Annotated in this window: 14 protein-coding genes and 1 pseudogene; 11 read left to right on the top strand and 4 right to left on the bottom strand. The window is 69.0% G+C overall.

Going from position 1 to position 14,621, the window contains the following annotated elements; translation table 11 throughout:
• The first annotated feature begins 122 nt into the window (after window positions 1–122).
• The 5 genes and pseudogenes from JGU66_16615 (at window position 123) to JGU66_16595 (ending at window position 4,650) form a co-directional block, all read left to right on the top strand.
• Entirely contained in the window at window positions 123–332 is a 210-nt protein-coding gene (locus JGU66_16615) for a hypothetical protein (protein ID MBJ6762394.1), read from the top strand.
• Window positions 333–395: 63 nt separating this feature from the next.
• Window positions 396–1,364, top strand: coding sequence for a porphobilinogen synthase (gene hemB / locus JGU66_16610; GenBank protein ID MBJ6762393.1), 969 nt, complete (start codon window positions 396–398; stop codon window positions 1,362–1,364).
• A gap of 75 nt (window positions 1,365–1,439) precedes the next feature.
• A complete protein-coding gene (locus tag JGU66_16605; protein ID MBJ6762392.1) occupies window positions 1,440–1,973 on the top strand; it encodes a hypothetical protein in 534 nt (177 codons plus the stop codon).
• A 23-nt stretch (window positions 1,974–1,996) separates the two neighbouring features.
• Window positions 1,997–2,611 carry an RDD family protein gene (locus tag JGU66_16600; protein ID MBJ6762391.1) on the top strand — a complete coding sequence of 205 codons (615 nt, stop codon included), beginning with the start codon at window positions 1,997–1,999 and terminating at the stop codon, window positions 2,609–2,611.
• Window positions 2,596–4,650: pseudogene (locus JGU66_16595) on the top strand (ATP-grasp domain-containing protein). Before JGU66_16600 ends, JGU66_16595 begins: the two are co-directional and overlap by 16 nt.
• A gap of 157 nt (window positions 4,651–4,807) precedes the next feature.
• Here the strand turns inward: JGU66_16595 and JGU66_16590 are convergent.
• Window positions 4,808–6,235: a carotenoid oxygenase family protein gene (locus JGU66_16590; GenBank protein ID MBJ6762390.1), complete on the bottom strand. Its 1,428-nt coding sequence runs from the start codon at window positions 6,233–6,235 to the stop codon at window positions 4,808–4,810.
• 173 nt (window positions 6,236–6,408) lie between these two features.
• Between JGU66_16590 and JGU66_16585 the strand changes: the two genes are divergently transcribed.
• The 3 genes from JGU66_16585 to JGU66_16575 are packed head-to-tail and all read left to right on the top strand — an operon-like array spanning window position 6,409 to window position 8,650.
• Complete coding sequence (locus tag JGU66_16585; protein MBJ6762389.1) at window positions 6,409–7,071, top strand: TetR/AcrR family transcriptional regulator; 663 nt, start codon at window positions 6,409–6,411, stop codon at window positions 7,069–7,071.
• Window positions 7,072–7,101: 30 nt separating this feature from the next.
• The gene (locus JGU66_16580) at window positions 7,102–8,490 is read left to right on the top strand and encodes a P1 family peptidase (GenBank protein MBJ6762388.1); all 1,389 of its coding nucleotides are present in this window, start codon (window positions 7,102–7,104) and stop codon (window positions 8,488–8,490) included.
• Between the two features lie 40 nt (window positions 8,491–8,530).
• Window positions 8,531–8,650 (top strand): aminopeptidase, encoded by a 120-nt coding sequence (locus JGU66_16575; protein ID MBJ6762387.1) that lies wholly within the window; start codon window positions 8,531–8,533, stop codon window positions 8,648–8,650.
• A gap of 32 nt (window positions 8,651–8,682) precedes the next feature.
• Here the strand turns inward: JGU66_16575 and JGU66_16570 are convergent, their stop codons facing one another.
• Window positions 8,683–9,171 (bottom strand): hypothetical protein, encoded by a 489-nt coding sequence (locus JGU66_16570; GenBank protein MBJ6762386.1) that lies wholly within the window; start codon window positions 9,169–9,171, stop codon window positions 8,683–8,685.
• A gap of 108 nt (window positions 9,172–9,279) precedes the next feature.
• Between JGU66_16570 and JGU66_16565 the strand changes: the two genes are divergently transcribed.
• The 3 genes from JGU66_16565 (at window position 9,280) to JGU66_16555 (ending at window position 13,342) form a co-directional block, all read left to right on the top strand.
• Entirely contained in the window at window positions 9,280–10,389 is a 1,110-nt protein-coding gene (locus JGU66_16565) for an AI-2E family transporter (GenBank protein ID MBJ6762385.1), read from the top strand.
• Window positions 10,390–10,437: 48 nt separating this feature from the next.
• Window positions 10,438–11,496, top strand: a complete 1,059-nt coding sequence (locus JGU66_16560) for a hypothetical protein (GenBank protein ID MBJ6762384.1) — start codon at window positions 10,438–10,440, stop codon at window positions 11,494–11,496.
• Between the two features lie 115 nt (window positions 11,497–11,611).
• A complete protein-coding gene (locus JGU66_16555) occupies window positions 11,612–13,342 on the top strand; it encodes a CotH kinase family protein (GenBank protein ID MBJ6762383.1) in 1,731 nt (576 codons plus the stop codon).
• Window positions 13,343–13,363: 21 nt separating this feature from the next.
• Here JGU66_16555 and JGU66_16550 read toward each other — a convergent pair whose 3' ends face one another.
• Both JGU66_16550 and JGU66_16545 read right to left on the bottom strand, forming a co-directional pair.
• Complete coding sequence (locus JGU66_16550) at window positions 13,364–13,588, bottom strand: hypothetical protein (GenBank protein ID MBJ6762382.1); 225 nt, start codon at window positions 13,586–13,588, stop codon at window positions 13,364–13,366.
• 145 nt (window positions 13,589–13,733) lie between these two features.
• Window positions 13,734–14,378, bottom strand: coding sequence for an EF-hand domain-containing protein (locus JGU66_16545; protein MBJ6762381.1), 645 nt, complete (start codon window positions 14,376–14,378; stop codon window positions 13,734–13,736).
• Between the last annotated feature and the right edge of the window lie 243 nt (window positions 14,379–14,621).

Here is a 14,621-nt window from a genome sequence, read left to right as displayed (position 1 = left end):
TGCCTGCCGCAGCGCGAAAGCCCGTCGTTTCAGGGGATTGGCGTGATGACTGGGGACTGAAACTGTTGGTCCGCGCCCTGCATTGGCTCGCTCCACACCTGTTGCACGGAGGAGACCCGGAGATGACGTGGGAACAGCGGACCGAACAGCAGCTCCAGGAAGCTCGTGGTGAGTTGAAGGATGCGGAGCGGGAGCTGTCGGCCGGCACCGAGGCGGCGCGCGTGCGCTACGCCCGAGCCCTCTACGAAGCGGACATCGCCGAGCGGCGCGCCGAGCGCATGGTTCGCGATCACCGCCGCCATCAGCAGAGCTGGAAGCCCGTCGCGGGGTGAGGGGGCGGGCGGCCCCACGGAAACCGTGAAGCGCGGACGCCAGCGGTTTATACCGCGTCCGCCATGGCCTATCCCGTCCACCGTCCCCGTCGGCTCCGCCGCTCCGCCGCGCTCCGAGACATGGTTCGCGAGACGCGTCTCGCTCCCTCGGACTTCATCTACCCGCTCTTCGTCGTGGAAGGTCGGGACGTGCGGCGCCCCATCGCCTCCATGCCAGGGGTGTTCAACCTCTCCGTGGAGCACGTCGTCGCGGAGGCGAAGCGGGCGCACGCGCTCGGGATTCCCTCCGTGCTGCTCTTCGGCATCCCGGACCACAAGGACGCCCAGGGCTCCCAGGCCTACGCGCGCGACGGCATCGTCCAGCGCGCCATCCGGGAAATCAAAGCGGCCGTCCCCGAGCTGCAGGTCATCGCGGACGTGTGCCTCTGTGAGTACACGGACCATGGCCACTGCGGGGTGCTGGAGGGCGGGCACGTGGCCAACGACGCCACGCTTCCGCTGCTGGCGCAGATGTCCGTCACGTGCGCCCAGGCCGGCGCGGACATCATCGCGCCCTCGGACATGATGGACGGGCGCATCGGCGCCATTCGCAAGGCCCTGGACGAAGTCAAGCTGACGGAGGTGCCCATCATGGCCTACTCCGCCAAGTACGCCTCGGGCTTCTACGGTCCGTTCCGCGAGGCCGCCCAGAGCGCGCCCCAGTTCGGTGACCGCCGGGGCTACCAGATGGACCCGGGCAACGTGCGCGAGGCCCTCAAGGAGACCGCGCTGGACGTGGAGGAGGGCGCCGACCTCATCATGGTCAAGCCGGCCCTGTCCTACATGGACGTCATCCGCGCCGTGCGCGAGCGCTTCGACCTGCCGGTGGTCGCCTACAACGTGTCCGGCGAGTACTCGATGGTGAAGGCCGCCGCGCAGAACGGCTGGGTGGACGGCGAGCGCCTCATGATGGAGATCCTCACCTCCATCCGCCGCGCGGGCGCGGACCTCATCATCACCTACCACGCGCTGGAAGCCGCGAAGCTCTTGTAGGCAACACACGGCATGCGCGCCGTGGCGGGATGCTTGATCCGCCGCGGCGCTTGCGGCCAAATGGCGCGAAGCACGATGCCCACCAAGAAGAAGCGCCCTCGCCGCAAGCCGGCGAAGCCCCCGCCCAGACGCCCTCGCAGCGCGCCGAAGCGCCGAGGCCGCGCCCCAGTCGTCTCCATCCCCAGAGAGTTGCAGTACAAAGTGGTTGAACTCTCCACGGTGGAGGAGGGCACCCTCGAGCGCACCCTCAACGAGTGGACCGCGAAGGGCTGGAACCTGGACGGAGTCCAGTTCGCCATGCGAGAGGCCTCCAAGCGGCCCGCCATGGCCTTCGTCTTCTTCACCCGCGAAGGTGCCGCCGCGACGCACGACGAGGACGCCGCGCGCGCCCGGCTGATGCGCCTGTCGGAGACGGGTGGCCCCACGGCCCTCCTGGCGACCGACCCCTTGGCGACCCACCGCCTGGCAAACGAGCCTTCTGGGGAATCGGAAGACGTGGCCATGCCGCGGATTCATCCGCTGAGCGCGCGCGAGCGACTGGCGCGGCTGGCGGGGCTGGACGAACCGGACCCCGTCGAGGAGGGCCTCATGCTGGAGCCCGAAGAGTGAGCACCGTTCCGGAGCGCGCCCTGATGACGTCCAACCGCGGGGCTCGCGCGCTGCGACTCGTCCAGGAAGACTCCATCCCCGGCTCGCCGTATCCGAAGGCCTCGGTGTGGCTGCGGGTCTGCGCGCGCGTGGTGGACGTGGGCGTGGCGTGGGGCCTGTACGTCGTGTGCGGCGCCGCGGGCGCGGTGGTCGCGCTGCTCTTCCTCCTGCTCGCGGACGGGATGCTCCAGGGGCAGAGCGTGGGCAAGCGCATCTTCGGCGTGAAGGTGATGCACCTGCCCACGCGCTCGGCTGCCAGGCATCGGGACAGCACGCTTCGCAACGCGCCGCTCGCGCTCGTCGTGCTGCTTGGAATGATGCCGGCGCCGCAAGGCGTGGTGGCCGCGGCGGCGGGCTTCGTGGTGATGGGCGGCGTGGAGGCGTGGCGCGTGTTGAGGGATCCGCTCGGTTGGCGGCTCGGCGACACGTGGGCGCAGACGCAGGTGGTGGATGGGAAGGTTGTCGCGGGCGCAACCGTTGCTGCCCGCACCCCGGTGGCGCATCAGCGCGCCCCGGGACGACTCATGTCGGCGGCCAAGGTTCGCCGCGGCCGCTCGGTCAGGAAAGTGGGAAGGGAGAAGCCTTGCGCATCGCGCTGACGTACAACCTCCGGTTGTCGGATTCGGAAGAGGAAGCGGAGTTCGACACGCAGGAGACGGTGAACGCGCTCGCCGCCGCCATCGAGCGGCTCGGCCACCGCCTGGAGCGCTTCGAGGTCAGCGGACCCGCTTCGCGCACCGTCGCGCGGCTGGAGGCCTACAGCCCCGACCTCATCTTCAACACCGCCGAGGGCCGCCGCGGTCGCTTCCGCGAGGCCTTCTATCCCGCCCTCTTCGACGAGCTGGGCTTCGCGTACACGGGCTCGGACGCGTACGCGCTGGCGCTCACGCTCGACAAGCAGCTCACCAAGCTCATCCTCTCCAAGCACGGCATCCGCACGCCGGGCTGGCAGTACGTGGAGAAGCTCAGTGAGTTGACGGCGGAGAACCTGCGCTTCCCCGTCATCGTGAAGCCCAACTTCGAGGGCTCCTCCAAGGGCATCACCCAGGACTCCGTCGCGGAGACGCTGGAGGCGGTGCGCGAGAAGGTGGCCCGCGCGCTGGAGAAGTATCCAGCTGGCGTGCTCGTCGAGGAGTACATCAGCGGGCGCGACCTCACGGTGCCGTTCCTCGCCGCGGTGGACAACGACTACGACGGCGTGTTGTCGCCCGTGGAGTACGTCATCGACTCCGAGGCCGCCTCGGGGCGCAAGTACGCCATCTACGACTACGACCTGAAGACGAAGCGCGAGAAGGCCGTCACGGTGCGCGCGCCCGCGAACATCTCCGCGAAGATCTCCGAGGACGTTCGCAAGATGGCGCAGAAGATCTTCCAGGTGCTGGACTGCCGCGACCTGGGGCGCCTGGACTTCCGCCTGTCCGACGCGGGCGTGCCGTACTTCCTCGAAATCAACGCGCTGCCCAGCCTGGAGCCGGGCGCCGGCATCTACTCGGCGGCGGCGCTCGAGGGCCTGCACCTGGACGGGGTGATCAACTCGATCATCCAGAGCGCGGCCAAGCGGAACAAGATCCGCGACTCGGCGCGGCGCCAGGGCAAGCCCGCGCGCAAGTCGGGGCCTCTGCGCGTGGGGTTCAGCTTCAACGTCAAGCGCGTGAAGCCGAGCGCCACGGCGGAGACCGTGGAGGACAGCGAGGCCGAGTACGACTCGCCCAACACGCTCCAGGCCATCCGCGAGGCCATCGCGTCGTGGGGCCACGAGGTCATCGACCTGGAGGCCACGGCGGAGCTGCCCACGGTGCTCTCCAGCACGCCGCTGGACATCGTCTTCAACATCGCCGAGGGCTTCAAGGGCCGCAATCGCGAGAGCCAGGTGCCCGCGATGCTGGAGCTGTTGGACATCCCCTACACGGGCTCGGACCCCGCGACGCTGTCGCTCGCGCTGGACAAGGCGCTGGCGAAGAAGATTGTCCGGCAGGCGGGCATCCTCACGCCCAACTTCCAGCTCATGGTCACCGGCAAGGAGCGGCTGAACAAGGAGTTCACCAGCTTCCCGCTCATCGTGAAGCCGGTGGCGGAGGGCAGCTCCAAGGGCGTCGTCACCAAGAGCGTCTGCCACAGCGAGGCGGAGCTGCGCGACGTGGTGAAGGAGATCGCCGGCAAGTACCAGCAGCCCGCGCTCATCGAGGAGTACATCGGCGGGCGTGAGTTCACGGTGGGCTTGTTGGGCGAGCGGCGCCCGCGCGTGCTGCCGCCCATGGAGATCGTCTTCCTGGACAAGGAAGAGAAGAACCCCGTCTACAGCTTCCAGCACAAGCTCGATTGGACGGACCGCATCCGCTACGACGCGCCCGCGAAGCTGGAGCCCGCGCTGCTGGAGAAGCTGCGCACGGCGGCGCGCAACTCGTTCATGGCGCTGGGCTGCCGCGATGTGGCCCGCATCGACTTCCGCATGGACGACAAGGGGCGCATCTACTTCATCGAGTGCAACCCGCTGCCGGGCCTCACGCCTGGCTGGAGCGACCTGGTGCTCATCGCGGCGGGCGCGGGCATGGACTACCGCACGCTCATCGGGGAGATCATGGCCCCGGCCATCCGCCGCTACAAAGAGCGGGAGGCGCGGCGTGCCCAGACCGAGCACCCGGGAACGCCGGCGCCGCCTCTCAACAAGATGGCGCAGCGCATCGAGGAGCACGGTTCGCACTCCAGCGTGTCGAACCACGGCGGCACGACCAACGGCGAGCCGCTCGTCGCGCGGCCCGAGCTGAAGGCCTGAGTCACCCGAGCGGCTTTGCGCCTCACGCGGGCGCGAAGCCGCCGTGGAAGGTGAAGGGGAGGGCGTGGTCGAAGTGGCACCGCGCCACCGGGCCCTCCTCGAGCCGCTGCGCATCCAGCACCGCGACGTGCGAGGTGTCGCTTCGCGCGTCGTACACCTGGGTGAGGACCCAGCCTTCGTCCTCCGCGCGTGAGCCCGCGCGCGGCACGAAGACGGGCTCGGAGGGATACTGCTCCGGGCCCAACGCGGCCACGGTGGTGCGCCCGGACGTAACGTCCACGCTCGCCACGCCGTCGAAGTGTCCATGCCTCGCTTCGGCCGTCGTGTGGATGCTGACGTAGGCCTTCTGGTAGGGCCGGCCCACCGCGCTCGGCGCGACGCGGGGGAACTCGCAGCTCATGTCCGCGCGCTGTTCGGTGAGGAAGCGGCGGCCCTTCAGGTCCACGACCGCTCGATGGAACTGGCCTTGGGCCGGGGTGGTGGCGGGGCCCTTCGCCAGCTCGCCCAGCCACTGGTTCGTCGTGAAGTCGGGGTAGTGCACGTAGTCCACCACCAGCCGCTCACCCTCTTCGTACGCGTTGGCGAAGTGCCACTGGTAGAAGGCGTCGGTGGGGATGCGCACGGGGTGCGCCACGTCATCGATGGGCACCACGAGGATTTCCGAGCCCACGCCGGGCTTCCATCGGAGGTTGCCCCCGAACGAGCCCACGCGGAGCACCATCCGGAGCACGTCGAGGCGCAGCGCCGGCAAGAAGAAGATGAGGTAGCGGTCCGTGGCGATGAAGTCGTGGACCATGGTGGCGCCCGGCAGCTTCACCGTGCCCATGAGTCGCGCGGGCCCCTGGTCGGGCAGGGCGAAGAGGTCCAGCGTCGTCTCTCGGCCGTAGCGCACGCCGAAGTTGTACGTCGTCCGCCGTGAGGGCACCCGGTGGGGATGCGCGGAGAAGCTCTCCGCCACCACGCCGCCCAGGTCCGTCTCGCCCAGGCTGGTGAGATCCTCGGGGGACACTTCGACCGGACGGCACGGCTCGAACAGCGCATAGAGCCGCCCGTTCCACGCCATGACCGACGTGTTCGCTGAGTTCTTCCGCGCGTTGCGCAGCTTGTGCAGCAGGGGCGTGGGCGTGCCATAGGCGCCGTAGCGCCGCCGACCGGATCGCCGCTCCGCCAGCATGGTGGGGGTGTCCATCAGCCTCGCCGCGCCCGTCACGCCCTCCGGTCCGAAGCGCACGCCCAGCATGCCGCCGTCTCCGTCGAACCAGTGCTGGAACGGGCGCCCTTGCACGTCGAACGTCCAAGGGCCCACGCGATACAGCGTGCCTCGCAGATCCTCGGGCACGCGTCCCTCTACCCGCAGTGGCTCGAAGCCGTGCGCGCGAGGCAGCGCACGGAAGGCCCGGTGCCAACCCAGGGACTGCGCGGTCGGTTGCAAGGATGTCGCGGTCGTCATGTGGCGCGCCTCTCGTGTGAGGCAAGGCACCCGAGCGGTGCCTCGCGGAAGTTGTAGACACCGTAAACATTGCATGTTGTCGGTGTCAACATTGATGTTGACGATGGTAACTTCAAGGGGACAGTGATTAGGTCCCATACGTCGAGCAGTGGCATGCGCGGGAGGCGCGGACGTTGGCGACGCGAAGCGGACGGACACAGGCGGCGGGGCGGCCCGAGAAGTCTCGCTATCACCATGGGGACCTGCGCCAGGCGCTGGTGGACGCGGCGGTGGCGCTCATCGCCGAGGAGGGGTTCGCGGCGCTGACCCTGCGAGAGGTGGCGCGGCGGGCGGGCGTCACCCACGCGGCGCCCTACCGTCACTTCGCGGACAAAGAGGCGCTGCTGGAGGCGGTGGCGGCGGAAGGGTACCGCGCGATGGCGCGCGAGATGCGCGAGCGAATGGCGCGCGCGTCAGGGCCGCTGGAGCAGCTCGCCGCGGCGGGCGAGGCCTATGTGCTCTTCGCGGTCCGCCACCCGCCGCACTTCCGGGTGATGTTCGGGCCGCACTTCACCCGGCCACACGAGCCCGTGGCCTCCGAGACAGGGGAGGATGCATTCTGCCTGCTGGTGCGGTGCATCGAGGCCGGGCAGGCCGCGGGGCTGCTGCGGGCCGGAGATCAGACATCGCTGGCGCTCACCGCGTGGTCGCAGGTGCATGGGCTCGCCTCGCTGCTCGTGGACCGGCAGCTCGACACCGCCCACCAAGGCCCCGAGTCCGCGGAGACGCTGGCTCGCACGCAGACGCGCCGCCTGCTGGAGGGGCTGGCCGTGCCCGTCGGGCAAGGACGGGGTTGACCCTCGGGGGCGGTCGATTACGGTCGGCGCATGGTGCGCATACCGGAAGAGAACGGCCCGCGGGTTCGCGCGCGGGAGCTGGGGCTGCCGCTGGGGCGCTTCAAGCCCGGGAAGTACAACGCCATCACGGATGTGGAAGGCGTGCTCGTGGGGCACTGCACGCTCATCCAGGGGGATGGGCCGCTGCGTCCCGGCTACGGGCCCGTGCGCACGGGCGTCACCGCCATCCTGCCCAACCTGGGCAACATCTTCATGGAGCGGATGAGCGGAGGCGGCTTCGTGCTCAACGGCGCGGGCGAGGTCTCCGGCATGACGCAGCTCATGGAGTGGGGCCTCATCGAGACGCCCATCCTGCTCACCAACACCATGGCGGTGGGCGCCGTGTCCGACGGCGTGGCGCGCTACCTGGTGGAGCGCTACCCCGGCATCGGTGACGAGCACGACGTCATCATCCCCGTGGTCGGCGAGTGCGACGACTCGTGGCTCAACGACATCTCCGGGCGCCACGTGCGCGAGGAGCACGTCTTCGAGGCCATCAACAAGGCGGCGTCCGGCCCGGTGGAGGAGGGCAACGTCGGCGGCGGCACCGGCATGGTGACGTGCGACTTCAAGGGCGGCATCGGCACCGCGTCACGCAAGCTGCCGGAGGTGCTCGGGGGCTACACGCTGGGCGTGCTCGTCATGTCCAACTTCGGGAAGATGCACAACCTGCGCGTGGGCGGCCTGCCGGTGGGCGAGGTGCTGGTGGAGAAGTTCAAGGGCACGCCCCACCGGGGCAAGTCCTACGGCTCCATCATCGCGGTGGTGGCCACGGACGCGCCGCTGCTGAGCCATCAAATCAACCGCCTGTGCAAGCGCGTGGGCCTGGGCATCGGGCGCGTGGGCAGCTACGCGGCGCACGGCTCCGGAGAGATTGTCGTGGGCTTCTCCACCGCGAACATCATCCCCAGGCGCACCCAGAAGATGGTCTACAAGATGAAGATCCTCCTCGATCAGCGCCTGGACCCCCTCTACGAGGCGGTCATGGAGGCCACCGAGGAGGCCATCCTCAACGCCATGTGCATGGCCACGCCCATGACGGGGGCCAACGGCAACTACTCGCCCGCGCTCCCCTTGGACGAGGTGCGCCGCTTCGTGGACGCCTGCCGCCCCATCTTCGCCTCGGTGAAGAAGCGCCCCCACCAGACGAGCGTCCCGGCCTCCCGGGAGCGCCCCAGCGACGAGGATCGCGAGGGCGAAGTGACGGTGTCCGCGGCGCGTCCCACCAACGTCCGGGGGGCCGAGGGCATCCCATTCCCGACCCGTCCCGCGCCCGAGGAGGCCACCCGGGCAGGGGATGCGCCAGCCGACGCCGCCCCCCCCTCCGGGGACGAGTCAGAGGGTTCCTCTTCCGGGAGGCCTCCGGGTTCTGATAGGTAAGCCCCCCTTTGCTCCATTTCGGAGACCAGGAGCCACCCACATGGCCAACAGCAAGAGCAAGCACCGCCGCGTGCAGATGAAGATCCGCCAGCACTGGAAGAAGCGGATCAAGAAGCAGAAGGAGGCCGCGAAGGCCGCCGCCGAGGGGAAGAAGAAGTAATTCGCCCTGGCGCCGCTCCCGGCGGCCCTGGCTCACCGCCGGGTCGCCGTGAAGGGGCTGTTGAGGGCGCAGGTCCGCTGCCCTCCGGTCCCCGAGTTCGAGTAGTTGGCGGTGAACGTTCCCTCCAAGCCCACCATGCCGCCGTCCGCGCCCAGCGGCTGGGTCCGGCCCGCGAGGTTGAGCGTGTCAGTGCGGCCGGCATCCACGTTGGCGTGGGTTCCCCCGAGCGCGAAGCCCCCGGACGTCGTGACGCTGCCCAGGAGCGACACGCCCTCCAGCGTCCCCGTGAGGCTGTTGCCGTTGCGGTTCACCTCCAGGTTCGCGCCCTGCGGCAGCCCGGTGATGCCCAGGCTGGTGCAGTCGCTGGAGACGCCCGCGTCGGGGAACGAGAGCTGGTAGCGCCCCTCCACCGCGGGGCAGTCCGAGCAGGGGGCCTCATTGCCGCAGCCCGCGCCAGAGAGCAGGGCGCCCAGCGCGCTGAGCGCGACGGTGGTGGCGAGAACGAAACGTCCAGAAGTCATGGTGCTTCCTCCAAGTGACAGGCGGTGGGCTTCCAGGGGCCCGCGGCCATCCCTAGTTCTGTGGCGGGTGGTCAGCGGTGCGCGGGCTTCGGGATGGGGTGGGCGCGGATGCAGGGTGCATCGAAGCAGTGGTCAAACATCATCTTCGCGGGTCTCTTCGCACTCGCGCTGTTTCTGTTCTCGCGAATTCTGCTGCCATTCTTGATGCCCGTGTTGTTGGGCGGCTTCCTGGTCGTCCTCTTCATGCCGGTCCAAGACGGCCTCTGCGCGCGGCTGTTGGGTCGCAAACCCCTGGCGGCGGCCTTGTCCACGCTGACGGTGTTCCTGCTCATCCTCGTGCCCCTGCTGCTGGTGGGCTGGATGGTGGCGCGCGAGCTGTTCCACGTCGTGGGGCAGGCGCGCGAGCTGCTGGAGCGGGTGGATCTGCGCCACCAGTTCATCGACAGCCTCCCTCCCGGATGGGGGCGCTATCTGCGCATGGAGCCAGAGGGCGCGGAGACCGAGCGCCTGCTCATGTCCGTGGTGACCGGCGGCGCCGCGCTGTTCGCGGACGTGGTGAGCGCGGGCACGGAACTCGTCATCGACCTCTTCTTGATGACGGTGGCCATGTACTACTTCTTCCTCGATGGGCGGCGGCTCGTCGCGGAGGTGTCGCGGCTCTTGCCCATGGAGGCGCGCTACTTCGAGGCCTTCTCGCGCGAGTTCAGCGACGTGGCCTACGCCATCATCTACGGCAACACGGTGACGGCCCTGGTGCAGGGGGCCTGTGGCTTCATCGGGCTGATGGTCGCGGGGGTGCCGCATGCGGGCGTGTGGGGCGCGGCCATGGTCTTCATGGCGCTGCTCCCCGTGGGAGGCACCGCGCTCGTGTGGGGCCCCATTGGCGTGGTGCTCCTGCTCTGTCACCGGGTGACCGAGGGGGTCTTCCTGCTCGCGTGGGGAACCTTCCTCGTGGGTGGCATCGACAACTTCGTCCGACCGAAGCTGTGTGGCGCGCGCATGGCGCTGCATCCGCTGCTCGTCTTCCTCTCCATGTTCGGGGGGCTGGCGGTGTTCGGGATGATGGGGGTGCTGGTGGGGCCCCTCATCGCGTCGCTCTTCATGGCCATGGTGCGCATCTACCGTCGTGACTTCCTCGCGCCGGCGCTGGCGCAGCGCCCCGCGCTGGAGTCGAAATCGCCTCCTGCCGTCTCGGTCACGACGGTCGCCAACGCCTGAGCCCCGCGCCTGGACATCGGCCATGGGGTGGGTGAACCTCCCCGGGCGATGAAGAACTCCAGACTCGGGTGGGCTCGGACGGGCGTGGTGCTCGCGCTGATGGGGGTGGGAGGTTCAGCCGCGGCGCAGTCGGTGGCCGTTCCCGATGGGGCGCTGCCCATCGCGTCGGTCAGCGCGCCTCACCTGGATGCGCATGTGGCGGAGGCCTCGGCCTGGCTGGCCGCCAGGCACGCACTGACGCAGGATTCGGGCTCGGGCGGGATGGTGTCCGCGCGGCGTGTCCGGCCGCCGATGCTGCGCCTCTTCGTAGCGGGAACGACGACGTGGCGGCGGTACTGCGCGCGCCCCGGCGTGAAGTCCTGTGGCGAGTACGATCGCAAGCCCCTCGAAGAGCAGACGGGCGACACCGAGACGTTCTCCTCGTCGGTGCCGTACCTCGGGTTCGATGTCGAGCTGGAGGTCCTCCCGCTGGCGCATTGGGACTCGGCGCTGCGCGGGCTGGGCGTGGTGCTGGCGTACCAGCGCGGCTTCTCGTCCACGAGCGTGACGCTGCGAGGCGAGGCAGGTCAGACGCCCAAGCGCGAGGTGGACGCGACCGATACGGCCGTCACCGCGCAGGCGATGTATCGCTACTCCTTCAACTTTGGCTCCAACGCGCAGCCGGGCTACGTGGGTACGCGCTTCGGTTTGCATTCGCGCGCCTTCAGCGTGGACGCGAGCAGTGAGACGCCGCTCCTGGGGACGCATCGCGTGTTCCCGACCCTCGGCGTGGACGTCTCGGTTCCGCTCTTCCGCTCCATCCGGCTCGAGGCCGCGGGTGGCCTCTTCCTCGGTGCGCAGCCGGGAAAGCGGCTGGGCGGGGACGACGACGGACGGATCCACCTGGAGGTGAGCGACCATGGCGAGTCCGTGTCCAGCTTCGGCTGGAACGCGGTGCTGGGGATCGCGGGCGACATCTGGGGACCGCTGGGCTACGCGGTCCACTATCGCCTGTCGCACTTCCAAGACACGTTCAAGGGCGAGGGGACGCGCACGGGCTGGTCGCAAGGCGGCGTCGCGGAAGAGACCTACTCCAGTCTGAACTGGGGCTTGACCGTGTCGTACTGAGCCGCGCCGTCGCGGACTCCACGCGAGGCGCGTGCGCGCGACCGGTGCGCGTCCACGGGTGGACAGCGCTCGGGCCCGGCGACCTTGGCCCCAAGGCCGCGGATGCTTAGTGCTGATGCCGTGCGTCCGGAGCGGGCGCCAGGGGGCGGGGCGGGTGGACGGATGGGCATGGCGGTGTCTGGGCGTGGCATGTCTGTGTTGGGTGGCCTGCGGGTCGCCGCACGCGACGAACCCGCCCGGTGACGAGTCCCTGCCGGGTCCGCCCGCTGGCGTCTCCGACGGAGGCGGCGAGCAGCCCGACGCAGGAGACACTCCTGGGCAAGCCGATGGCGGGCTCACCGACGCCGGCACCCCGTCCAGTTGCACGCTCATCGTGGGGCCTCCTCGCTGGCTCCTGGAGGGCGAATCGCTCACGACGCAGGTGTCGTGCGCTGCCGGCGCGGACGGTGTGCCCACGTTCTCGGTGGAGAACCTTCCCCCCGGCGCGACGTTCGACGGCGCGAGCGGCACGCTGCACTGGACCCCGGGTCGGGATCAGGCCGCGGTGTGGCTGCTGCGGGTGCACGAGGTTCACTCGGGCGCGACGGACACGCTGAAGATCGGCGTGGCGGAGAACGAGTCCGCTCCGGGCAACGTGCGCATCGTCGACCCCCAGGCATACACGGAGGAGTACGGCCTGCCGGTCATCCACCTCTCGTACGGTCCCGCGGGCCTGACCGCGGGCGGATACCGCACGGCGCAGGTCGTCTACCGAGGCAAGCGGTATGACATCGAGGCAAAGTACCGAGGCGCCAGCTCCAGTGCGTTCCCCAAGCGCAGCCTCACGCTCAAGTTCGCGGACGAGCAGCTCTTCACCGAGCCGGTGATGGGGGATGACTTCACGGACCGCAAGCGGATCGTCCTGGTCTCCACCTTCAATGACAACTCATACCTGCGCACGCGCCTGGCCTTCGACTTGTGGGCGCGGATGTCGCCGAGGCACCTGCGCCTGCATGCGTTCAGCGCGATTGTCTATGCGAACAATCGCTACGTGGGGCTCTACACGGTGGCGGACCACGCGGACAAACGGCTGCTGGCGCGGCAGGGGCTCTCCTCGAAGGCAGAGCTGTTCAAGGCCGTGGACGCCAACGCGAACTTCTCTCGCCTCCGGCGGGATGGCCTGGCCAAGTCCTGGCTCGGCGAGGGACTGGCCAAGGAAGAGGGCCTCCCCGCCGCGGGGCAGCCTCATTCCTTCGACACCCTCGCGTCGCTCATCGCCTTCACGTCGGACGCGCCCCCTGGGGGCTTCCGGGATGGGCTGGCAGGGCGCGCCGACCTGCACGACTACATGGATTGGTGGATCTTCAACACGCTCATCCTGGGCACGGACTCCCACTCGAAGAATGCGTACCACGCGAGAGACCCTTCGCCCGGGAAGGTCTGGCGCTTCCTGCCGTGGGACCTGGATGCTTCGTTTGGCCAGAACTTCGACACCACCCGGACGAGTCCCCAGGAATGGAAGACGTTTGCGAGCAACAACCTGCTGTTCTCCCGCATGCTGGCGGAGCCGACGTTCTCCAGCGCGATGCATGCGCGCTACCGGGCGTTCTTGTCCAACGAACTGAACGTGCACGCGGTCCAGGAACTCGTGGAGGGTTACGTCCGAGAGATTGCCCCGTCCGCGCGGCGCGATTGGGCCCGGTGGCGCTCGAGCTACGTCGTCTTCGGCTCACCCGGTACGAATGGTGAGACCAACTTCCCGAACTGGCAGTCGCGCGACCACTTCAACTCCTACGACGAGGAAATGGAGTTCCTGCGCGCATGGATCGACGCCCGCTGGAAGATGCTGGAGGCCGGCGTGCCGTGAGAGGAATTGCCGGCGGTCGCGCTACCAGGAGTCGTCGCCGTCGCAGTGGCTGCAACGATTGAGGCAGTTGCCGACGAAGTCGCCGTACTCCTTGACGCACTCCTGATTGTCCGCGCAGTTCTCGTCGCTGGTGCAACCGGGCTCGCAGGTGTTGAACGTCGCGTCCACGCAGTACTGGCCGGGCTGACAGGGTTCGTCGCTCACGAAGTCTCCGCACTCGGTATAGCCATGTTCGAGCGGAGAGATGATGCAGCCCGTGCTCGCGAGCAGGGTGCTCGCGAGCAAGACGACCCAGGTCGATGCGCGCATGAAGGGAGCCTCGTGGAGTCAGGAGAACGACTCCTCGGGGCCTCATGACGCGGGCGGCCTGATTCTATTCAGCGCCCTGTCGCTACCGGCTGGTCCACCACGTCTTGAACTGCATCCAGGAGATCGTCCCCGTGCGGTCGGGGTCGACCACGTCCAGCGCGATCATCAGCTCGTCGTCGGTGATGTTCTGACCGAGCGCCTCCAGGAGCCGAGCGAAACCACTGTGCTCGATGTGTCCGGTGCGCAGGCGATCGTATCGCTGGAAGATGTCGAGCAGCTCGTTGCCGGAGCTGGTCAGCTCGTCCACCGCGGCGTGCTCGGGAGCCAGCGGCTGGATGCCGGCGGACGTCGTCTCCACCATCTCGACGACGGGCGCGACGAAGGGCGTGGGCTCGGGCTCCTCCCTGAAGATGGAGGTGACGGGCGGGGCGGCGGCCTTGCGAGGCTTCGCGGGCGCCTTGCGCGCCTTCGCGGGCGGGGCCTTGCGCGCAGGGGCCTTGGCCGCGCGGGCGGACACCTTGACCTTTCGGGCCGAGGCCTTGCGCGCCGCGACCTTGCGAGGCTTCTTCGCCGCGGCTTTGCGCGCCGATGTCTTCCGGGGCGCGGCCTTGCGTGGCCTCGAGGACTTCTTCGCCGCGGCCCGCTTCTTCGCGGGCGCCTTGCGCGCCGAGGTGGTGCGACGCGCCGTCTTCTTCCGTGCCGTCTTGCCAGCCTTCTTCATCGCCATCGTGGAGCCTCCCCAGATGGACGCTCATCGTAGCGCCTTGTCACGGTTTGCTTGCAATACCCGCTTCGCTTTCGTTTCCGCCGCGAGATGGAGATCGTCCATGAGCGGTCAGGTATCGCGGCTCACGGAGTCCGGGGGCGGCTCGCATTGACAGGTGCCGTTGGGCGCCTTACTTGATACCGGCCATGACACCCGCTGCCCTTCAGAAGAAGCTGTCCGCGCGCCTGCTGGCGCCGACGGCGG

The sequence above is a fragment of the Myxococcaceae bacterium JPH2 genome (assembly GCA_016458225.1).
In the GTDB taxonomy this organism is placed as follows: domain Bacteria; phylum Myxococcota; class Myxococcia; order Myxococcales; family Myxococcaceae; genus Citreicoccus.
This window is presented reverse-complemented; position numbering and strand designations above follow the sequence as displayed.